This window comes from Streptosporangium sp. NPDC053982 (assembly GCF_055585205.1).
The window spans coordinates 132,537-154,279 of sequence record NZ_JBVJKQ010000003.1 but is presented as its reverse complement, the minus strand read 5'-3'; the positions used below and the strand labels follow the sequence as shown (position 1 = coordinate 154,279).

The 21,743-nt window shown below is 73.6% G+C and carries 14 protein-coding genes; 7 read left to right on the top strand and 7 right to left on the bottom strand.

Going from position 1 to position 21,743, the window contains the following annotated elements; genetic code table 11:
- Positions 1-27: 27 nt before the first annotated feature.
- The gene (locus ACZ6W9_RS05970; RefSeq protein ID WP_470116807.1) at positions 28-2,349 is read right to left on the bottom strand and encodes a serine/threonine-protein kinase; all 2,322 of its coding nucleotides are present in this window, start codon (positions 2,347-2,349) and stop codon (positions 28-30) included.
- 49 nt (positions 2,350-2,398) lie between these two features.
- Positions 2,399-4,591: a serine/threonine-protein kinase gene (locus ACZ6W9_RS05965; RefSeq protein WP_389954665.1), complete on the bottom strand. Its 2,193-nt coding sequence runs from the start codon at positions 4,589-4,591 to the stop codon at positions 2,399-2,401.
- Positions 4,592-4,907: 316 nt separating this feature from the next.
- Between ACZ6W9_RS05965 and ACZ6W9_RS05960 the strand changes: the two genes are divergently transcribed.
- Positions 4,908-5,828, top strand: a complete 921-nt coding sequence (locus ACZ6W9_RS05960; protein ID WP_389954662.1) for a chorismate mutase — start codon at positions 4,908-4,910, stop codon at positions 5,826-5,828.
- Between the two features lie 58 nt (positions 5,829-5,886).
- On the opposite strand, the gene ACZ6W9_RS05955 is transcribed toward ACZ6W9_RS05960, so the two are convergent.
- Entirely contained in the window at positions 5,887-7,278 is a 1,392-nt protein-coding gene (locus tag ACZ6W9_RS05955; protein WP_389954659.1) for an amino acid permease, read from the bottom strand.
- A 146-nt stretch (positions 7,279-7,424) separates the two neighbouring features.
- On the opposite strand from ACZ6W9_RS05955, the gene dnaE reads away from it, so the two are divergent.
- Positions 7,425-10,946, top strand: a complete 3,522-nt coding sequence (gene dnaE / locus ACZ6W9_RS05950) for a DNA polymerase III subunit alpha (protein WP_470116806.1) — start codon at positions 7,425-7,427, stop codon at positions 10,944-10,946.
- A 180-nt stretch (positions 10,947-11,126) separates the two neighbouring features.
- Here the strand turns inward: dnaE and ACZ6W9_RS05945 are convergent, their stop codons facing one another.
- Positions 11,127-12,101, bottom strand: a complete 975-nt coding sequence (locus ACZ6W9_RS05945) for a hypothetical protein (RefSeq protein WP_470116805.1) — start codon at positions 12,099-12,101, stop codon at positions 11,127-11,129.
- Between the two features lie 164 nt (positions 12,102-12,265).
- Here ACZ6W9_RS05945 and ACZ6W9_RS05940 point away from each other — a divergent pair, with 164 nt between their 5' ends.
- Both ACZ6W9_RS05940 and ACZ6W9_RS05935 read left to right on the top strand, forming a co-directional pair.
- The gene (locus ACZ6W9_RS05940; protein WP_389954651.1) at positions 12,266-12,781 is read left to right on the top strand and encodes a SigE family RNA polymerase sigma factor; all 516 of its coding nucleotides are present in this window, start codon (positions 12,266-12,268) and stop codon (positions 12,779-12,781) included.
- Entirely contained in the window at positions 12,768-13,580 is an 813-nt protein-coding gene (locus ACZ6W9_RS05935) for a hypothetical protein (RefSeq protein WP_389954648.1), read from the top strand. Before ACZ6W9_RS05940 ends, ACZ6W9_RS05935 begins: the two co-directional genes overlap by 14 nt.
- Positions 13,581-13,637: 57 nt before the next feature.
- Here the strand turns inward: ACZ6W9_RS05935 and ACZ6W9_RS05930 are convergent, their stop codons facing one another.
- A complete protein-coding gene (locus ACZ6W9_RS05930; RefSeq protein ID WP_470116804.1) occupies positions 13,638-15,908 on the bottom strand; it encodes a transglycosylase domain-containing protein in 2,271 nt (756 codons plus the stop codon).
- Positions 15,909-15,981: 73 nt separating this feature from the next.
- Complete coding sequence (gene murA / locus ACZ6W9_RS05925; RefSeq protein ID WP_389954643.1) at positions 15,982-17,298, bottom strand: UDP-N-acetylglucosamine 1-carboxyvinyltransferase; 1,317 nt, start codon at positions 17,296-17,298, stop codon at positions 15,982-15,984.
- A gap of 107 nt (positions 17,299-17,405) precedes the next feature.
- On the opposite strand from murA, the gene ACZ6W9_RS05920 reads away from it, so the two are divergent.
- Positions 17,406-17,951 (top strand): hypothetical protein, encoded by a 546-nt coding sequence (locus ACZ6W9_RS05920; protein ID WP_389954640.1) that lies wholly within the window; start codon positions 17,406-17,408, stop codon positions 17,949-17,951.
- A gap of 51 nt (positions 17,952-18,002) precedes the next feature.
- On the opposite strand, the gene ACZ6W9_RS05915 is transcribed toward ACZ6W9_RS05920, so the two are convergent.
- Positions 18,003-19,412, bottom strand: coding sequence for an amidase (locus ACZ6W9_RS05915; RefSeq protein WP_389954637.1), 1,410 nt, complete (start codon positions 19,410-19,412; stop codon positions 18,003-18,005).
- Between the two features lie 321 nt (positions 19,413-19,733).
- Here ACZ6W9_RS05915 and ACZ6W9_RS05910 point away from each other — a divergent pair, with 321 nt between their 5' ends.
- Positions 19,734-20,663, top strand: a complete 930-nt coding sequence (locus ACZ6W9_RS05910) for an ABC transporter ATP-binding protein (protein WP_389954633.1) — start codon at positions 19,734-19,736, stop codon at positions 20,661-20,663.
- Positions 20,664-20,683: 20 nt separating this feature from the next.
- A complete protein-coding gene (locus ACZ6W9_RS05905; protein WP_470116803.1) occupies positions 20,684-21,586 on the top strand; it encodes a hypothetical protein in 903 nt (300 codons plus the stop codon).
- The last annotated feature ends 157 nt before the right edge of the window (positions 21,587-21,743 follow it).

The following is a 21,743-nucleotide window of genomic DNA, read 5'->3' as shown; positions in this document are numbered from 1 at the left end:
CTGCCGGCGCCCCGGCCGGGGCGCCGGTCAGGGCCGGAAGCTCCTGGCGACGTTGTCGAACAGGGTCCGGTCCCAGTCGGACTCGGGACTCTCCATGTAGATCGCGTACGGGCGGCCGGCGGCCGTGCGGAACCCCCGGTCGAGGACGTGCGTGCGGACCCCGTCCCTGAGGTAGGTGAACTCCCAGTCGGCGGCGCTCCGGGTGAGGTACGTCCGCGCGCTGATGCCGACGCGGCGGTAGCCGGGCCACAGGTTCCTGGCCCGTCCGCTCCGCTCCACCTTCAGCCAGTGCCGGACCGGGTCCTTCTCCGGGTCCTCGGTCGACTCGATCCACAGGAACGTCTTCGACCCCGGGGCCCGGAACTCCACGCGGTCCCGGTCGGGGAACCGCCGGGCGGTCCAGCCGCGCGGCACGTCGACCCTGAAACCCAGCCGGTCGAGGTGGGTCCGCCAGCCCCTGGGCGGCGTCCGGTCCGTGCCCGTCGACGGGGCGGCGGTCGGGCGGGGCGTCCCGGAGGGCCGGGGGGAGGCGGTCGCCTCGCCGGACGGGGAGGCCGTCTCCCTGACCGTCCCGGTCGCGGGCTTCCAGTCCTGGAACACCAGCCAGCCGCCGATGCCGAGCAGCACGGCGAGCGCGGCGGCCCCCGCCGCCAGCGCGGTCTGCGCCACCGGGAACCGCCGTTCCCCGGGCGCGTCGTCCCCGGCGGCCCGCCTGCGGCCCGGCCGTTCGCCCGGGTACGGCGAGGCGTCCGGGTACGGCGAGGCGTCCGGACGCGCCCGGTGCCCGGCCTGCGTGGGCGCATCCGGGTAGGCCCGGTGTTCCGCCCGCGGGGGAGCGTCCTGGTGCGCCCGATGGCCCATCTGCGGCGGAGCGTCCGGGTGTCCCCCGTGCCCCGCCCGGGTCGGAGCGCTCCGGTAGGCGGGGAGCTCCGGGTCGCCGCTGTGCGACGGGCGCCCGCCGGGCACCGGACCGCCCTGGTACGGCGGGACCTCCCGATGCGCCTGCACCTCCCGGTACGGCGTCCCGGACCGCGGCGGCCCGTTCGGGTCCCGGCCGTCGCCGTACGGCGGAAGGCCCCCGTACGGCGACCGGTCCCGGTACGGCGGCTCGTCGGGGCGTCCGGGCCGCCCCCCGTGCCCGGGGCCCTCGTGGAGGGCCCGCCGCGGGTCGTCCGAGAACGTGTGGCCGGAAGCGGCGGGGCCGCCGGGGAACGCGTGCCCGGGGGTGGCCGGGCTCTCGGGGAAGGCTTGCCGCTCCGGCTGTTCCGGGAGGCCGTGCCATGTCCCCTCGTCCGGCCCGTACCGCGCGTGGGACCCCTGCGGCGACCCCGGCGGCGCGGTCTCGGCGGGCCGGGAGCGTTCCCCGGAGCGGGCCGTCCGGGAGCCGCGGCCGGAGTGCCGCGTCGGCGGCCCGGTGAGCCCGGCGGGGTCCCCGGCGTCCGCCGCGGGGAGCGTGCCCGGCGGCGGGAGGACGCCCGCCGTGCCCGCCGTGCCTGCGATGCCCGTTGTGCCCGTTGCGCCCGTCTCGTTCGCGCCGGACGGCGCGGAGGACGCCCGGGTGAGCAGCGCCATGGCGTGCTCGGCCGGCATCCGCTCCGCGGGCTCCCTGGCCATCAGCCCCAGGATCACGGTGGCGAGCGGCCCGGTGTGCGCCATGGGCGCGGGCTCGCCGTGCAGGACGGCCATCATCGTCGCCGCGGCCGTGGCGCGCTCGAACGGCGGACGGCCCTCCACGGCCGCGTACAGCGTCGCCCCGAGGGACCACAGGTCCGACGCGGGGGTGGCGGGCAGCCCGTGGAGCCGCTCGGGCGGCAGGAACGCCGGGGTGCCGACGACCCCGCCGGTCCGGGTGATCCCCGTCTCCTGAGCCATCGAGGCGATGCCGAAGTCGGTGAGGACCACGCGGCCGTCGTCGGCCAGCAGCACGTTCTCGGGCTTGACGTCGCGGTGCAGCACCCCGGCGGCGTGCGCCGCCAGCAGCGCGCCCAGCACCTGCGTCCCCACGGACGCCACCCGTCCGGGCGGGAGCGGCCCCCCGGCGCGGACGGCCTGGCCCAGCGACCGCGACCGGACCAGCTGCATGATGATCCAGGGGCGGCCGTCCTCCTCCACCACGTCGTGAATGATGATCACAGACGGGTGGTCGAGCCGCCCGGCGCTCCTGGCCTCGCGGATGGTCCGCCGGTTCAGGTCCGCCCGCGCGGCATCGTCGACGTCGCGGTAACGGACCTCCTTGATCGCCACGATCCGGTCGAGGAGCTCGTCGTGGGCGCGCCACACGACGCCCATGCCGCCCTCGCCGATGGGTTCGATCAGGTGGTACCGGCCCGCCACCTTCCGTTCGGTCATTGTCGCCGCCCCTCCCAAACCCAGGCATCGTAGCCGTTCGGGGCGGACCTCACTTTTTCGAGGAGAAGGTCTCGGTGAACCCCTTGAAGTAGTGCAGGTTCTCGTCCCACTTCGAGGCGAGGGTGTGCCAGTAGATCGCGTACCCCCGGCCGCCCTTGGTGACGAACCCCCGGTTGATCACGCGGGCCTTGCCCGAGCTCGTGTTCCAGGTGAACTCCCAGTCGGCGGCCTTCTCCATGTAGTCGACGTTCTCGATGCGGATCCGCTTGTAGCCGGGGAACCTGCCGCGACTGTAGGGCTCCTGGTTCTCCCAGTCCTTCTTGGGGTCGGGCCCGGCCTTGTCGACGTACTCGACGAACACGAAGCTCGCCCGGTCGGGGCTGCGGAACCACACCTGCTTGCCGACCCGCTTGTCCTCGTCCCACCCCTTGGGCAGCCCGATGGAGAAGCCGTTGCGGTCCTTGTGCATGCGCCACCCGGCGGGCAGCGCGGGCTCGTCCTTCTTCTCGTCCTTCTCGTCTTCGCCGCTCTCCGACGCCGAGGGGGACGGGGAGGGGGCGGTGCTCGGGCTCTCGCCGGTGCCGGGGGACCCGGAGGACGTGGGGCCGGAGGTGGGCTGCTGGGACGTCCCGGAGGTCTTCGAGTCGCCGGTGGGCTCGGCCGACCGGCCGGCCCGCGAGGCCGAGGAGCCGTCGTCCTTGCGGGCGCTCTGCGCTCCGAGCCACGCCGCGAGCGCCCCCACCAGCAGGATCGCCGGCACGATCAGCAGGGCCCACCGCAGCACGGACCTGGACCCCCCGCCGCCGTTCCCGGGCGAGGTGGGCAGCACGTCGCCCGCCGCGGACGGCGGCACGGTGGGCGGCGCGGACGCCGCGGACGGGGCCGCCGCGGACGGGGCGGACGACGAGGCGGTGGACGGGACGGGCGGCGCGGACGGCCGGGACCGTACGGCGGGCTCCCGGCTCGCCGGGGGGACGACGGGCTCCGGCCGGGGCGCCGGAACGGCCTCGCGCGGCTCCGGCTCCCGCTCCGGCCGGGCGGCGGGCGCGGGGTCCGCCCCGGCGCGTCCTACCGGGGGGACGGGCTCGCGCCCGGCCTTGGCCGACTTGGCTGACTTGGCCGGCCTGGCCGACGGTGCGCGCCCGGCCGGGGCCGGGGACGCGGGCGGAGCCGGCGCGGGGACGGACGGGACGTCCTCCTCCGCCGCCGGCGCGGTCGTGCCGAGCCTGGCCCCGGTGGACGGCGGGCCGCCGGCCTCCAGGCTGATCTGCGGGTCGGTCGCCGCGGCCGCCGCGTCGTCGGGGGACTCCGGCGCCTCCCGCGCCTCGCGGGGCTTCGGGGCGTCCGGCGCCTCGGCGACCGGCATGACGGCCGTCCTCGCGGGCTCCCGCGGCTCGGCGGCGGGCGCGCTCCGCCGGCCGCCCTCGGCGACCTCGCGCAGCATCCGCTCCGCCTCGTCGTACGACAGGCGACGCGCCGGGTCCTTGCGGAGCAGCCCCTCCAGCACCGGGGCCAGCCGCCCCGCGCGCGCCGGGGGGTCGGGCTCGTCGTTCAGCACGGCGTGCATGGTCGGCAGCGCCCCGCCGCGGTCGTGCGGGGCCCGGCCCTCCACGGCCGCGTACAGCGTCGCCCCGAGGGACCACAGGTCGGACTCGCGCTGGGCGGTGCCGCCCTTGATCCGCTCCGGCGCGATGAACGCGGGTGTGCCCGCGATGCCGGTCATGGTCAGCGCGGTCTCCGACTCCAGCGTCGCGATGCCGAAGTCGGTGAGGACGACGCGGCCGTCGTCGGCCATCAGCACGTTCTCGGGCTTGACGTCGCGGTGCAGCACGCCCTGGGCGTGCGCGGCGCGCAGCGCGTCGAGAACCTGGAGCCCTATCTCCGCGACCCGCTCGGGCGGCAGGGGCCCGTCCTGCCGCAGCACCTTGCCGAGGGCGCGGGACTCCACCAGCTGCATGACGATCCAGGGACGGCCGTCCTCCTCGACGACGTCGTGGACGACCACCACGTTGGGGTGCGTCAGCCGCCCGGCGGCGCGGGCCTCGCGCTTGGTCCGCCGGTTGAAGTTCTCCTGGTTGTCCTCGCCGAGCGTGTCGGCGTAGCGGACCTCCTTGACCGCGACCTCGCGGTCGAGCAGCTCGTCGTGGGCCCGCCAGACGATGCCCATGCCACCCCGGCCGATGGGTTCGAGCAGGTGGTAGCGGGAGGCAACGCGGCGTCCCTCAGGTTGTGCTTCGGCCATCAACCGCACCTACCCCTTTCTAAGCCACCGAATACTCTCACAGGCCAGGTGGGGTGATCGACTCTCTCGCGCGCGGTGTGTTCGGCATATGAGACGAATCTGCTCACCACCTGGCGTGTCGCCGGAAGATGGCCTATCGTCGATGCCGTGACATGCAACTTCGCGTTTATCGGGCCGGCTCCGGGGAGCCGGTCGTGACGACGTGACGTAGCGACCTTCCGGAGCCGGCCACAGGCAGAGACCTTGAGATCTCTGCCTTTTTTGTTTCTCCGATCCGCCGGCTCGCGGGGCGTGCCGGCCCAGTCAGGGAGCCGTGATGTTGACCGCAGACTTGGAACGCCGGGCCGTGCGCCTGGGGACGCTCACCGTGGGCGATGGGCCCGCCGTGGTGATCGGCGGGCCTGGCGCCGAGGCGCGGCTGCTCGACCTGCGGGTCCGCCGGGAACCGGCGGCCGAGGCGCTGACCCGGGTCCGCGCCTCCTGGGAGGGGCCGCTCCTCGTCGAGCCGTCCGCCGCGGACGACCTGCCGGCGATAGCCGCCGGCGCCGACGCGGTGGTGGTCGGCGCGGCCTGGACGCGCGACCTGCCGCTGGTCCGCGCGGCCGCCCGGCTCGGACTGCCCGTGGTGGTCCATCGCGGTCCCGCCGCGACGCTGGAGGAGTGGCTGGCCGTGGCCGGGCAGTGCGCGGCCGAGGGCAACGACCGGATCGTGCTGTGCGAGAGCGGGGGCCGGGCGCGCGTCGCGGAGCCGGCCCCCGACCTGGCGTTGCTGCGCGCCGCCCGGGAGAGGTCCGGCCGGCCCGTCGTCGCGGGCCTCGGCGAGGGCGCCGGCCTGGCCGCGGCGGCGGTCGCCGCCGGCGCCGACGGCCTGCTGCTGTCGCCCGGTGCCCCGGAGGAGGCCGTCCGCGGCGCGCTGGAGGCCGCCCGGGTCGTCGGGGCGCTGACCCGCCCGGAGACGCCCGGCTCGATCCTCGCCGCCCGCGGCGCCATCGACCGCGTCGACGCCGCCCTCGCCGTCCTGCTGGAGCGCCGGATCGGGCTCGCCGGAGTCATCCAGCGGCTCAAGCCGGTCGGCGGCTTCGCGGGCCGCGACCCCGACCGCGAGCGCCGCCTGGTGGCCGAGATGGCCCGCCGCGCCCCCACGCTGGGCGAGGAGCGGCTCGCACCCATCATGAAGGCCGTCATCGAGGCGGGGCTGCACGTGGCCGAGGAGCGCCGCGCCCGGGACGGGGCCTGACCGTCGCGCCGCGCCGCGCCGCCTGCCGGGGGCGCGGCGGGCCCGCCGTACGCGGGGTTCAGCCGGGCATGCGGTCGGCCAGCGGGGCCCCGGCGCGGCGGCGGGAGCCGACGACGCGCCAGCCCAGGGCGATCCCCGCGGCCAGCACCGGGACGCAGAAGAAGGCGATGCGCTGGTCGGGGTCGGCGAACGCCATGAGCACCACCACCAGCGCGAGGAGGGCCAGCGTGAACCAGTTGGTGTACGGCGAGCCGGGCATCCGGAAGGACGGCCGTTCGACGAGGCCCCGCAGGGCGGCGCGGCGCAGCCGCAGCTGGCAGTAGAGCAGGGTGGCCCAGGTGGTGATCACGCCGAGGGACGCGACGGCGGTGGCGATGTTGAAGGCGCGCTCGGGGACGAAGTAGTACAGCACCACCCCGGCCAGCAGCACCCCCGCGGTGATGAGGATGCCGCCGAAGGGCACGTGACGCGAGCTGAGGCGTCCCGCGACGGCGGGCGCCTCGCCCTTGACCGCCATGGCCCGCAGGATCCGGCCGGTGGAGTACAGGCCCGAGTTGCACGACGACATCGCCGCGGTGATCACGACCAGGTTCATCGCGTCGGCGGCCCAGGGCACGCCGAGGGCGGCGAAGACCGTCACGAACGGCGACCGGCCGGGGCCGTAGGACGTCCACGGCAGCGCCATGCACAGCAGCAGCACCGAGCCGACGTAGAAGACCCCGATGCGCCAGATCACGCTGTTGATGGCCTTGGGCATGACCTTGCCGGGGTCCCTCGTCTCGCCGGCGGCGATGCCGACCAGCTCGATCGCCGAGTAGGCGAAGACGACCGACTGCAGGCTCATCAGCACCGGCGGGAACCCCATGGAGAAGAAACCGCCGTGGGAGGTGAGGTTGCCGGCCCCCGCGGGCGTCCCGCCCACCTCCGTCCCCAGCAGCACGACCGCCAGCCCGACCACCAGGAACGCGCAGATGGCCAGCACCTTCAGCAGCGCGAACCAGAACTCCAGCTCGCCGAAGAGCCGCACCGACAGCAGGTTGACGGTCAGCACGAACCCCAGCGCGACGAGCGCGGTGAGCCATCGGGGGAAGTCCGGCGCCCACATGTGCACGTAGACGGAGATCGCGGTCAGCTCGGCGACGCCGGTGAAGGCCCAGTTGACCCAGTACATCCAGCCGCTGGCGAAGGCCGCCCACGGGCCGACGAACTCGGCGGCGTAGTCCACGAAGGAGCCGGAGGTGGGCCGGTGGAGCACCAGCTCGCCCAGCGCGCGCATCACGAAGAAGGCCGCCAGCCCGGCGACCGCGTACGACAGCACCAGCGCCGGCCCGCTCGCCTGAAGGCGCCCCCCGGAGCCCAGGAACAGCCCGACGCCGATGGCGCCGCCGATCGCGATCATCTGCACCTGGCGGTTGCCGAGCGCGTGGCTGTAGCCCTCTTCGGTCCTCACGTGACCCCCCTGTTCACTCTTCTCACATGAATCATCGCTCAAAGTAGCCGAGTCCCGCCGCCGTCACGGGGTGGTGCGGCACCCGGTGAGGGCCCGAACGCGTAGGCTTCCCACGCCGACAGGAGACCAGGGGAGGGCGAGGCCGCATGCCAGACTCGTTTGTTCATCTTCACGTTCACACGGAGTACTCCATGCTCGATGGAGCGGCCCGTCTGAAGCAGATGTTCAAGCAGGTCGGTGACCTGGGCATGCCCGCCATCGCGATCACCGACCACGGCAACATGCACGGCGCCTACGACTTCTACAAGCAGGCCACCGGGGCGGGGATCAAGCCGATCATCGGCATCGAGGCGTACGTCGCCCCGGCCTCCCGGCACCAGAAGAAGCCGGTGCTGTGGGGCGAGCCGCACCAGAAGAGGGACGACGTCTCGGCGGGCGGCTACTACACCCACATGACGATCTGGGCGCGCAACGACCGCGGCCTGAAGAACCTCATGAAGCTCTCCTCCCGGGCCTACACCGAGGGCTTCGTCCGCAAGTGGGCCCGGATGGACGCCGAGATCCTCGCCGAGCACTCCGAGGGCCTGATGGCCACCACCGGCTGCCCGTCAGGCGAGGTGCAGACCCGCCTGCGCCTGGGCCAGTACGACGAGGCCCTCGCCGCCGCGGCGAGATACCAGGAGCTGTTCGGCAAGGACAACTACTACCTGGAGATCATGGACCACGGGCTCGACATCGAGCGCCGGGTCCGCGACGGCCTGACCCGCATCTCCAGGGAACTGGGCATCCCGCCGCTGGTCACCAACGACTCCCACTACACCTACGAGTCCGACGCCTCCTCCCACGACGCCCTGCTGTGCATCCAGACGGGCAAGCAGCTGTCGGACCCCGACCGGTTCCGCTTCGACGGCAGCGGCTACTACATCAAGACCGCCGACGAGATGCGCGCCGTCGACTCCTCCGACCTGTGGGCCGAGGGCTGCCGCAACACCCTGCTGGTCGCCGAGAAGGTCGACCCGTCCGGCATGTTCGGTTTCAAGAACCTGATGCCGACCTTCCCGGTGCCCGACGGCATGACCGAGGAGGAGTTCTTCCGGCAGCAGGTCTGGGAGGGCATGGAGCGCCGCTTCCCCGAGGGGGTCGACGAGGAGCACCGCGCCTGGGCCGAGAAGGAGCTCGGCGTCATCGTCCAGATGGGCTTCCCGTCCTACTTCCTCGTGGTCGCCGACTTCATCATGTGGGCCAAGAACAACGGCATCCGGGTCGGCCCCGGCCGTGGCTCGGCGGCGGGCTCGCTGGTGGCCTACGCCCTCGGCATCACCGACCTCGACCCGATCCCGCACGGCCTGATCTTCGAGCGGTTCCTCAACCCCGAGCGCGTCTCCATGCCCGACGTCGACATCGACTTCGACGAGCGCCGGCGCGGTGACGTGATCCGCTACGTGACCGAGAAGTGGGGCTCCGACAAGGTCGCGATGATCGCCACCTTCGGCACCATCAAGGCGAAGGCCGCCATCAAGGACGCGGCCCGCGTCCTGGGATACCCGTACGCGCTGGGCGACCGGGTCTCCAAGGCGTTCCCGCCCGCGGTGATGGGCAAGGACATCCCGCTGTCGGGCATCTTCGACTCCGATCATCCCCGGTACAACGAGGCCGGCGAGCTGCGCAAGCTGTACGAGGAGGACGTCGACGTCAAGGCGGCGGTCGACCTCGGCCGCGGCCTGGAGGGCCTGATCCGGCAGACCGGCGTGCACGCCGCGGGCGTCATCATGTCGTCCGAGGTGCTGACCGACCACATCCCGATCATGCGCCGCGACTCCGACGGCGCGATCATCACGCAGTTCGACTACCCGACCTGCGAGACGCTCGGCCTGCTGAAGATGGACTTCCTGGGCCTGCGCAACCTCACGATCATCGACGACTGCCTCAAGGCCATCGAGGCCAACACCGGCACCATGATCGACCTGCTCAAGCTGCCGCTGGACGACCGCAGGACCTACGAGCTGCTGGCCCGCGGCGACACCCTCGGCGTGTTCCAGCTCGACGGCGGCGGCATGCGTTCGCTGCTGCGCCTGATGCGGCCCGACAACTTCGAGGACATCTCCGCCGCCCTCGCGCTCTACCGGCCCGGCCCGATGGGCGCCAACTCGCACACCAACTACGCGCTGCGCAAGAACGGCCAGCAGGAGATCATCCCGATCCACCCGGAGCTGGAGGAGCCGCTCAGGGAGATCCTCGACACGACCCACGGCCTGATCGTCTATCAGGAGCAGGTCATGGCCATCGCGCAGAAGGTCGCCGGCTACTCCCTCGGAGGCGCCGACCTGCTCCGCCGCGCGATGGGCAAGAAGAAGAAGTCGGAGCTGGACAAGCAGTACGAGTTCTTCGAGCGCGGCATGAAGGACAACGGCTTCTCCGCCGCGGCCATCAAGTCCCTGTGGGACATCCTGCTGCCCTTCTCCGACTACGCCTTCAACAAGGCCCACACCGCCGGCTACGGCCTCGTCGCGTACTGGACCGGCTACCTCAAGGCGAACTACCCCGCCGAGTACATGGCGGCCCTGCTGACCTCCGTCAAGGACGACAAGGACAAGTCGGCCCTCTACCTCAACGAGTGCCGCCGGATGGGCATCAAGGTGCTCCCACCGGACGTCAACGACTCCGACTTCGACTTCACCCCGCGTGGCTCCGACGTCCGCTTCGGCCTGTCGGCCATCCGCAACGTCGGCGGCAACGTCGTCGACGGGATCCTGGCCGCGCGCAAGGAGAAGGGCCGCTACACCGACTTCAAGGACTTCCTGCGCAAGGTCCCGGCGATCGTCTGCAACAAGCGCGTCATCGAGTCGCTGATCAAGGCCGGCGCGTTCGACTCCTTCGGGCACGTCCGCAAGGGCCTGGTCCTGGTCCACGAGCAGGCCGTCGACGCGATCATCGACATCAAGAAGAACGAGGCGATCGGCCAGGACTCCCTGTTCGGCGCGGTCGAGGGCGCCGAGGACCAGACCTTCGACGTGCAGATCCCGCCGGGGGAGTGGGACAAGACCACCCTGCTGGCGTTCGAGCGGGAGATGCTCGGCCTGTACGTCTCCGACCACCCGCTGTTCGGAGTGGAGCACATCCTCGCCTCCGGCGCGGACTGCTCGGTCGCCGCACTCCAGGACGAGAACCGCCCGGACGGGCAGATCGTCACGGTCGGCGGCATCCTGAGCGGCGTGCAGCGCAAGGTCACCAAGAAGGGCGACACCTGGGTCCTGACCATGCTGGAGGACCTGGCGGGCGCCATCGAGGTGATGGTCTTCCCCTCGACGTACCAGCTCTGCTCGACCATCCTCGCCGAGGACGCGATCGTCTTCGTCAAGGGCCGCCTGGACAAGCGCGAGGACGTCGGCAAGATCATCGCGATGGAGGTGACCGCCCCCGACCTGTCCGTCGAGGGCGGCGGCCCCCTGGTCGTCAGCATGCCGCTCACCCGCTGCACCCCGCCCGTGGTGGGGCGGCTGAAGGAGGTCCTGGTCACCCATCCGGGCACCACCGAGGTCCACCTGCAGGTCCACAACGGTCCCCGGACGACCGTCATGCGGCTCGACGACCGCCTGCGGGTCACCCTGTCCCCGGCCCTGATGGGCGACCTGAAGCAGCTCCTCGGCCCGGCCTGCCTGGGGGCCTGAGCGGCCTCGGCCGGGGGCGGACGGTCTCCGGCCTCTCCGGGCCGGGCCCACGCGGGGCCCGGCCACCGGATCAGCCCTCGCGGGCCGTGATCGGCCCCCGCCGGACCACGGCCCGGAGAGGACCTCGTGGGCCGTGATCGGCCCCACCGGATCACGGCCCGCCCGGCCGAGGAGGCGGGATCAGGGGAGGGCGGGGACCGAGGGCCGGTCGTCCGTCCACCCGGCCTCGAGGATCACCGAGGTCCGGTCCTTGATGGCGGGCTTGCCGCTCTCCCCGCTCTCGTGGTGCTCGCTGAGCAGCGTCATGGCGCCGGTGTCGACGACCGCCCTGACCGCCGACGCGGAGCCCCTGTAATCGCTCCGGATGAGGAAACCCCTGCCGGCCCTGCCCTGCGGATCCTTCACCCCGCCCAGGGAGCGGACGCCGGGCACCGTCGGCAGCGCCCGGTAGGCCGCCGTCCGGACCGCCTTCGACACCGGGACGCTGTACAGCAGCGAGACCAGCACCTCGGCCGTGTAGCCGTCGAGGATCTCCTCGGGGATCCTCGCATCCGGCTCGTCGTCCGGGTTCGGCGCGTTCCGCGCGGCCTTCTCGATCCACGCCTTGAGCGCCTCCGGCTCCGTGGGAAGCCCCTGGATCTCCCGGTACGGCCGCCACCGCTCCACCAGGTAGAAACCGGTGACGTTCCTGGTCTTGTTGAGGGCGCCCGCGTCCGGCCGGGTGGACAGCCGCAGGCCCCCGTCCTTCCACGTGGTGGGGGAGCCGTCCCGGCGCCACGCCCGCTCGTCCGCCGCGGTCGCGGGCCGCACTCCCAGTTTGCGGACGCCGGACCAGGATTCGCCGTCGCGCGCGGTCCACTCCTCCAGGAGTTCCCGCTCCACCACCCGGTAGCGGTTCGCGCCGCGCCCGAGCGGGCGGGGGCGGGTGTACGTCGTCAGCGTCCTCGTGTGCCAGTAGGCGCCCTCCGCGGAGGCCGTCCCCGCGCGGGCGGCGGTCACGGGCCGGGGCCCGGCGGCCTCCGCCGTGCCCGCCGTCGCGGTCGTGCCCGGCAGGATGACGGCTCCCGCGACGGCCATGGCGATTGCGGCCGAGGCCGCCCGGCGGGCGGGCGGGCCGGAGCGCCCGGACGGCCCTCGGAGAATGATCGATTTCATGACACCTGATACAACCGGGCGGCGTCCCGGGTTGCCCGGATGATCGGATTCTCCCGTTCCGCAACAGCCGGGCACGTTCCGGCGCGGTCAGGCAGGTCGCGGGTACCGGGCAACCTTCCGCCCGGCCCGGTTGTCTGAGGGGACATGAGATCGGACGAACAGGGATGAGCGGTCCCGACGACGACGGGTTCGTCGCGTTCGTCGCCGCGCGGGGCACCAGCCTGCTGCGCGTCGCCCACCTCGCGTGCGGTGACGAGCGGGAGGCCGAGGACCTCCTGCAGACGGCGCTGGAACGGACGTACCGCAGGTGGGATCGGGTGCGGCACGACAATCCGGAACCGTATGTCCGCCGCGTCATCGTCAACGCCGCCATCAACCGCGCCCGGCGCCGGGCGATCCTGCGGATCCTGCCCACCCACACCCCGCCCGAGAGGCCGGCCCGGGAGGTCGACCTCGACCTGCGCGGGATGCTCATGGACGCCCTGCGCGCGCTGCCGCCCCGGCAGCGCGCCGTGGTCGTCCTGCGGTACTGGGAGGACCTCAGTGAGGCGCAGACCGCCGAGATCCTCGGCTGCTCGGCGGGCACGGTGAAGAGCCAGGCGTCGAAGGCTCTCGCGAAGCTCAGGACGGCCGTCGGCCACGAGTCACTGGAAGGGGTGCTCGGAAGTGCCTGCTCTTGAGGAGATCCTGCGCCGGGTCATGGCGGAGGAGACACGGGAGCTGCGCGCCGCGCCGGATCTGGCCCAGCGCGTCATGCGTTCCGCCCGCGGTGGGAACACCCGGCGGGCCGGGCGCGCCGCGCTGGCCGTCGCGGTGGCCGTGGTCGCGGCGGTGGTCCCGGTCCACCTGTTCCTCACCCGGGGCCCCGCGCCGGTGACGGCGAGCGACGGGCCCTCCGCCGTCGCCACGGGCCCGGCCGGGTCTTCCCGGGTCTTCAACGAACGGGTCCTCGGCCACGTCAAGGTCACCTACCTGCCCCCGAGGCTGCGCTGGACCCACTGGTGGCTTGACCGGGCGGAGAAGTACACCACGGCCTGGAACTACGACGGCGACGAGAACGGCCCCTACTGCGTCCAGATCTTCGTCCACGAGGGGTCGGCGGCCGGGGAGTTCGACGAGCGGCTGCGGGACCACCGCGACCGGGGCGAGGGCGAGGAGGTGACCGTCGGCGGCCGTACCGCGTACCTGGTGAACCAATGGGTCGACGAGGACGGGGGGCCGGGCACCCCGTCCCTCCTCCTCGACCTGGGGGGCACGCGGCGGGCCGAGGTGATGCTCAGCCCGTCCTACGCCGGGGACCTCGGCGGCCCGGAGGCGGTCGGGCGCGAGCTGCGGAGGATCGGCGAGGGGCTCGGGTCCATGGACCGGCCCGACCCGCCGGATGGGAGCGCCGCGTCCGAGGGGCCGGCTCCGACGGCCGAACCCGTGACGCCGGGCGACTCCCCGGACGGATCCGCCCCGTCCGTCCCCACCGGGTGAGCCCGCCCGGCCTCCGGGCGGGGGCGGGACCGTCCGGGCGGGGAGCAGCGGGGCGGGTCAGCGGTGGCCGCGCCGCCAGCGGCGCCACTCCTCCCGCCACACCCGGTAGGCGCGCTCGGCGGAGAGGCGGTCCCGGTGACCGCGCCGCCACCCGCCCTCCCGGCGGCCGATGGGCTCCCGGTCCCCGTCGCGCCACTCGCCGTCCCGGCCGGCCGCCTCCCGCCGTCTCTTCTCGTCCTCCTCCTTCTCCAGGCCCGGCGTGTGCCCCCCGCCGAAGCGCCGCATGTCGGGGGTGTGGAAGTGCCGCTCCGGGACGTCGCGCAGCGCCGCCTCCATGGAGGCCACCCAGATGGGGCCCGGCAGGGAGGCGCCCTGGACCGCGCCGTAGTACTCACCGCCGATCGTCACGTCGCGCAGCGGGTAGCGGTAGGAGCCGCGGATGTCGCCCAGGCTGACCGCCGCGGCCAGGTCCGGGGTGTAGCCGGCGAACCACGCCGAGGTGTAGCCGTTGTTGGTGCCGGTCTTGCCCGCCGCGTCCCGGCCGATGCCCTGCCCCGTCATGGTGCCCTTGGTGAACACCCCCGACAGCACGTGGCTGACCGCGTCGGCCACGTCGCGTTCGATCGCCCGGCCACAGCTCGGCGGCACCTGGATGCGCCGGCCCCCCTGCTCGGAGATCTCGGTGATCGCCATCGGGTGGCAGTAGCGGCCCCGGGCGGCGAACGCGGCGAACGCCGCCGCGACCGTCACCGGGTCCATCTCGTTCACCCCGAGGGTGAAGGTCGGCACCTCCCGCAGCGGCTTGCCGTCCGCGCGGGCGACGCCGAGCGACCTGGCCGTCGTGACGACGTTGCACAGCCCGACCCGCTGCTCCAGCATCATGTAGAAGATGTTCACCGACTTCCACGTGCCGGTGGAGATGCTGTACGGCCCGCCGGTCCCCTCCCCGCTGGCGTTGAGGATCTCGGCGCCGGGGTCGTTCACCTTGCGCCCCCGGCAGTCGGTGAAGCCGTGGTCGGGGGTGAAGCTGCCCGGGGTGTCGAAGCCGTCGTCGAACCGCCAGCCCTGCTTCAGCGCGGTGGCCAGGGTGAACGCCTTGAACGTCGATCCGGCCTGGAAGCCCAGGCCGCCGCCGTGCGCCACGTCGGCCGGCAGGTTGTAGGTGGTGCGGGGGCCGTCGTTGGCGTTGCCGGAGTTGCGGCCGTATTTCTTGCTGGCCGCCATCGCCCGGATCCGTCCCGTCCCCGGCTCCACCATGGCCTCGGCCGCGACCTCGGTGTCCCTGGCCCCGACCCGCGCGGAGATCGCCCGCTGCGCGGCCCGCTGGGCGGCCGGGTCGAGCGTGGTGCGCAGCACGATGCCGCCCCTGGCCAGGCGGCGCTCCCGCTCGGCGCGCCCGGCGCCGAAGACGGGGTTGTTCAGCAGCTCCCGATGCACGTACAGGCAGAAGTACGGGTAGTCGCTGCCCGCGCACCCGCCCGGCTCGGACTTCAGCCGGATCTTCAGCGGGGACCGCTCGGCCTCCTCGGCCTGCGCCCGGGGGACCATGCCGAGCTGGGCCATCCGGTCCAGCACGATGTTCCGGCGCTCCCGCAGCCGTATCCGCCGCTGCCTGCCCAGCGACGGGTCGGTGGCGTACGGCGTGCGCACCGCCCCGGCCAGCGTCGCGGCCTGCCGCAGGCTCAGCTCCGAGGCCGGGACCGAGAAGAACCGCTGGGCCGCCGCCTCCACCCCGAACGCCCCCGCGCCGAAGTAGGCGATGTTGAGGTAGCGCTCCAGGATCTCGGCCTTGCTGTACTTCTTCTCCATCGCCAGCGCGTACCGCAGCTCGATGATCTTCCGCCTGAGGTTCGGCGCCCTGGCCTCCTCGCGCTCGGCGTCGGTCTCGGCGTTCTCCACCAGGATGTTCTTGACGAGCTGCTGGGTGAGCGAGGAGCCGCCCTGCCGTACCCCGCCGGCCTGGGTGTTGGCGATCAGCGCGCGCAGCGTCCCCTTGACGTCCAGGCCCGCGTGCTCGTAGAAGCGCGAGTCCTCGATCGCCACGATCGCCTGCCGCATGACCGGCGCGACCCGCTCCAGCGGCACGACCGTGCGGTTCTCCGTGTAGAACTGCGCGAACTTGCGGCCGTTGCGGTCCAGGAGGACCGTCCGCTGGGGGAGCGGCTCCTCATGCGGGCTGGGCGGCAGGTCGACGAAGGTGGCGGCCACCTCCTTGCCGGCCAGCCCGGCGCCGCCCGCCAGCGGCATCGCCGCGGCGGCGGCCAGCAACCCGCCGAGCACACCGCAGACGAGCAGGCCCCGCAGGCAGGCGATGAGGCTTCGTCTCACCTCCGGTGGTGGCGATGTCACGCATAGTAACGTGCGTCCGGTTGATCAAAGCCAAACACCGGGCCGGAAGATTTTACTTTTCGGGGGCGTTCTCTCTGCTGATCTTCAGCCCGAGGGAGGCGAACTGCTCGAACGGGCGGTGGTATCCCCGCTCGATGTGGTGCACCCCGCGCAGCGTGGAGGTGCCCTCCGCCGCCGCGGCGGCCAGCACCGCCGAGAAGCCCGCCCGGATGTCGGGCAGCGTCACGTCGGCGCCGCGCAGCTTCGACACGCCGCGCACGACCGCCGAGTGCTTGGCGTTGGTGTCGTGGTAGCGGCACGCCGGGCCGCCCAGGCACACGTCGAAGACCTCGATCTCGCAGCCCATCCTCTGCAGCGCCGGCACGTAGACCAGGCGGTTCTCGAACACCGTCTCGTGCAGCACGGACATGCCCTGGGCCTGGGTGAACAGCACCATCAGCGGAGTCTGCCAGTCGGTCATGAACCCCGGGTGGGTGTCGGTCTGCACCGCCGCCGCCCGCAGGCCGTCCGGGGCCGAGGCCGACACGTAGTCGTCGGTGATGTCCAGTTCGGCGCCCATCCGCGCCAGGGTGGTGATCGCGGTGACCAGGCGGTCCTGGGGGCAGCCGTGCACCCGTACCTCGCCGCCGGTGATGAGCCCGGCCGCGAGATAGGAGAACGCCTCGATCCGGTCGCCGTTCAGCCAGGTGGACGCGCCGTGCAGCCGCTCCACGCCCTCGATCACGATGCGCCGGTCCGGGCTGAGCTCGATGCGCGCGCCCATGCGCTGCAGGAACAGGGCGAGCTCGACGACCTCGGGCTCCATGGCCGCGCCCTTGAGGACGGTCTTGCCCTCGGCCAGCACCGCCGACATCAGGACCGTCTCCGTCGCGCCCACGCTCGGGTACGGGAGCTCCAGCCGGGTGCCGCGCAGCCGCTTGGCCTTGGCGTACACCCCCGTGTCGCTCACCTCGACCTCGGCGCCCATCGCGCGCAGCGCCTCGACGTGGTAGTCGACGGGCCGCCGCCCGATCGGGTCGCCGCCGACCAGCGGCACGAACGCCTCACCGGCCAGGTGCAGCAGGGGGCCCAGCATCAGGATGGGGATCCGGTTGAGACCGGTGAACGCCGCCGGGACGTGCGGGTTTATCTGCTCCCCCTGGGCGATGGTGATCGCCCGGGAGGTGATCTCCACATTGATGCCGAGAGCCCGCAGCATCCGCGCGGTGATCTCCACCTCGCCCACCTCGGGGGCGTTGTGGATCGTGCTCTCCCCGATGCCCAGCATCGCGGCGACCATGTGCTTGGACACGCCGTTCTTCGACCCGCGGACCTCGACATCGCCCCGTAGCGGCCCGGACGGTTCGATCAGCCATACCTCTTCGCTCACCCGGACAGCCTAACGGGATTCACCCCCGCTCACCGGGAGCACCGGGCGGGTCATGGGTAACATCGGGCGCATCAGTACAGAGCGTGAGGGGAACCACATTGCGACACGTGCGTGACTTCGCCGTCACGGTGCTGGCGCTCGCGGTGCTGGGCGTGGCTGCCGGCGCCGTGTGGTCGCTGCTGGCCCCCCGCCCGCCGTACGCGGTGACCGGGCAGGGCAGGGTCCTGGCCGACTCCACCACCCAGACCCTCATCGCGGCCGACGGCTGGTTCGCCGTCGTCACCGGCGTCCTGGGCCTGGCCTGCGGCGTCGCCGGATACGCGCTGTCACGCCGCCGCCGCCCGGTCGCGACGGTGCTCGGCCTGGCGGTGGGCGGCCTGCTCGGCTCCCACCTGGCGCTGGCGGTCGGCCGGGCGGTGAACCTCGGCGCGGCGGACGTGGCCGGGTCCGCGCCGGCGGGGGTGCAGCTGGTGCCGGGGCCGCTGAACCTCACCGCCCACGGCGTGCTCTACGTCTGGCCGACGCTCGCCGCCGGTCTGTTCTTCGCGCTGGAGGCCGTCGCGGGCTACCGCGACTCGCCGCTGCGCCGCCCCTTCGGCGGCGAGGAACCGTACGGCCCGCTCCCCGGCTACGGCGGCCCGCTGGACCGCTGACCGTCACCCGCCGCCCCGGGAACCGGGGTGCGGGGGTCCGGGGCGGGGCGGTCAGCGGAAGGACGGGCGGCGCAGGTGGTGGCCGGTGGCCCGTTCGAAGGCGCGGGCCAGCCGCAGCACCCGCAGGTCGGCGAAGGGCCGCCCGACGAGCTGCACGCCCACCGGCAGCCCGCCGGAGGTGAAGCCGCACGGCACCGACGCGGCCGGGGCGTGCAGCACGCTGATCCAGTAGGCCGAGCGCATCCACGCCAGGTAGTCGGGCATCGCCTGCCCGGCGACCTCCGTGACGTACGGCTCCTCCACCGGGAACGGCGGCACCTGGCTGACCGGCGCGAGCAGGAGGTCGTAGGTCTCGAAGAAGGCGCTCATCCGCCGGTACAGGCCGCTGCGCAGCCGTTCGGCCCTGGCCAGGTCGGCGCCGGTCACCTCGCGGCCCCGCTCGACGTTCCAGCGGACGTTCTCCCCGAGGCCGCCGGGCGGCAGGTCGCCGTAGGACAGCGCGTAGTACCAGGCCCGGTAGGTCCGGAAGGCGTCCTCGGCGTCGGAGAGGTCCAGGTCCACCCGGTCCACCCGGGCGCCCAGCCCCTCGAACACCCGCGGCGCCTCCGCGGTGACCCTCGCCGTCTCCGGGTCGACAGGCAGGCCGCCCAGGTCGGGACTCCAGGCGATCCGCACCCCGGACAGGTCCTCCTCCTCCCAGGGGCCGGCGAAGACCGCGCCGCTCTCGGCGATCGACAGCGGGGAGGCGGGGTCGAACCCGGCCACCGCGCTCATCAGCAGCGCGAGGTCGTCCACGGTGCGGGCCATCGGCCCCGGCACGCCCAGGGTGAACCACGCCGCGGTGTCGGAGGTGGACGGCACCCGCCCCGGCGTGGGCCGCAGTCCCACCACGTTGCAGAACGACGCCGGGTTTCGCAGCGAGCCGCCCATGTCGGAGCCGTCGGCCAGGGCGACCATCCCGCTCGCCAGGGCCGCCGCCGCGCCGCCGCTGCTGCCGCCCGCCGACCTCGACAGGTCGTAGGGGTTGCGGGTGGCGCCGAACAGCGCGTTCACGGTGTGCGAGCCGGTGCCGAACTCCGGGGTGTTGGTCTTGCCGACCGTGATCGCCCCGGCCGCGCGCATCCGCCGCACGACGGGCGCGTCGGCGTCGGGGACGTGGCCGGCGAACAGCGGCGAGCCGTACGTGGTGCGGATCCCGGCGGTGTCGGCGAGGTCCTTGTGCGCGACGGGCAGGCCGTGCAGCGGTCCGCGCCAGTGGCCGCGCGCCAGGTCGCGGTCGGCCTCCTCCGCCTCCCGCAGGGCGCGCTCGGCCACCAGCGTGACGATCGCGTTGACGCGCGGGCCGACCTCCTCGATGCGGCGCAGGTGCGCCTGGAGCAGCTCCACCGCGCTGATCTCACGGGCGCGCAGCAGCCGGGCCATCTCGACGGCGGTCAGGTAGAACGTCTCGTCCCCGGTCATGTGTCGCTCCGTCTCCCGTGTCGCGTGTGCGTCCCGTGCCCGAGTCTGCTCCGGGGCGTCGCCGCGCGCCTCGTCAACCCTCCACAACACGCGGACCGGGAAGGACCGTCCGCGCCGCCGGCGGACCCCCAGGGGGCGACCGGATCTGGGAATCCCCTGGGAACCCGGGCCGGAGACGGGGCATCCGGGGCCGGTTCGCCGCCCCGGACCCTCTCGGCGCCCTCCGGTTCACAGGGATCTCACAGAACCTCTCCGGAGCCGTGCGGCCGGCGGGGCCATCCTCGTCCGGCGAGGAAAGACCCGTACGCGGAGAGGAGCGCGATGATCGAGGTGAGAGGGCTGTGCAAGCGCCACGGTCCGGTGGACGCGGTGAGGGACCTGACCTTCGACGTCGGCCCGGGGAAGGTCACCGGCTTTCTCGGCCCGAACGGGGCCGGCAAGACGACCACCATGCGCATGATCCTCGGCCTCGACCGGCCGGACGGCGGCGAGGCGAGGGTCCTCGGGGTCCGGTACGCCGACCTGCCCGCGCCGATGCGCGCGGTCGGCGTGCTGCTCGACGCCGAGGCGGTCCACCCGCGACGAACCGCCCGTGACCACCTGCGGTGTCTCGCGGCGAGCAACGCCATACCCCGCGCGAGGGCCGGGGAGGTGCTCGACCAGGTCGGCCTCGCCCCGGCGGCCGGGCGCCTCGCCGGGTCCTTCTCCCTGGGCATGAAACAGCGGCTGGGCATCGCCGCCGCGCTGCTCGGCGATCCCGGGGTCCTGATCCTCGACGAGCCGGTGAACGGGCTCGACCCGGAGGGCATCGTGTGGATCCGCACCCTGATGCGGGAGCTGGCCGCCCAGGGCCGCACGGTGCTGGTGTCGAGCCACCTCATGAGCGAGATGGCGCTCACCGCCGACCACCTGGTCGTGATCGGGCGCGGCCGGTTGATCGCCGACGCCCCCTTCGAGACCTTCGTCCGGTCGGACGAGGTGCTGGTGCGGACGCCGGCCGCGGGGGAGTTCGCCCGTGAGCTCACCGGCGCCGGAGCCGTCGTCCGGCCCGCCGTACCCGGTCCGGAGGACCCGGCGGGTGACGGGCTGGTCGTGACCGGCATGACCGCCGGGGAGGTCGGCCGCCTGGCGGCTGCGCGGGGCGTGGTCCTGCACGAGCTGACGTCGCGCGGGGCCTCCCTGGAGCAGGTGTTCATGGAACTGACGCGCGACGACGCCGAGTACGGCGCGCGGGACGGGAGGCGAGGATGAGGGTGAGGGATCCGCGGGCCGTGAGGAGCCGTGCACCGGGCGCTGCGGGCATCGCCGGGAGCGGGGCCGGCCGGTCCGGCGCGGGCGCGTCCGCCGGGGCGACGACCGGACACGCCGGCGGCGCGCTCACCGGCACCCCCTGGCTGCCGGGGTTCCCCGACCTGCTGCGGTCGGAGTGGGCCAAGCTGCGGACCCTGCGGTCCACCTGGGTCACGGCGCTCGCCGTCGTGCTGACCGGCGCGCTGTTCGCGACGCTCTTCGCCGGTGCGGGGATCAGGGAGTACACGCAGAGCACGGCGGCCGAGCGGGCGGGCTTCGACCCTTTCGACGCCGTCTTCCGCTCCATGATGTTCGTCCAGCTCGTCGTCGGCTACCTCGGGCTCCGGGCGGTCACCGTCGAGTACGCCGCGGGCACGATGCCGGGCAGCCTCACGGCCGTGCCCCGGAGGGGACGCCTCCTGGCGGCCAAGGCCGTGGCCTGCGCGGCCCTGGCGTTGCCGGTGGGCTGGGCGACGACCCTGACCGTCTTCGTCGTGGGGCGGGCGGTGCTGCTCTCCGGGGGTGTCCCCGCATACTCCCTCGCGGATCCCGGCGTGGGCCGCGCCCTCGCCGGAGGCGGGCTCCTGGCGGCGGCGACGGCCCTGCTGGGGCTGGCGGCCGGATTCCTGGTACGCGCCACGGCGGGGGCATTGACGATCATGATCATGGTGGGCATCCTGGTCCCGGCCATGGCGCCGCTCCTCCCGCCGTGGGCGGCGGAGCTCGTGGTGAAGTACTGGCCGGCGAACGCGGGCGGGCGGCTGCTGAGCGTGCGCCCTGATCCGGACCTCCTGGCTCCGTGGACGGGATACGCCCTGCTCTGCGGTTACGTGGCCGTGGCGCTGCTCGGCGCGTTCGCCGTCCTGCGCGGGCGCGACGCCTGAGGCGTCCCTGCCGCGTTCCCCACGTTCCCCGCGTCCCGGTGGCGGTCACCGTACCGTCGGGGGAGGGCGAGGGCGCCGCGGGCGCGGGGGCTTCCCGGCGGGGGTGGCCGGCCGCCGTCGCGGACGGCCGTGCGGGGCGCCGACGACGAGGAGGGAC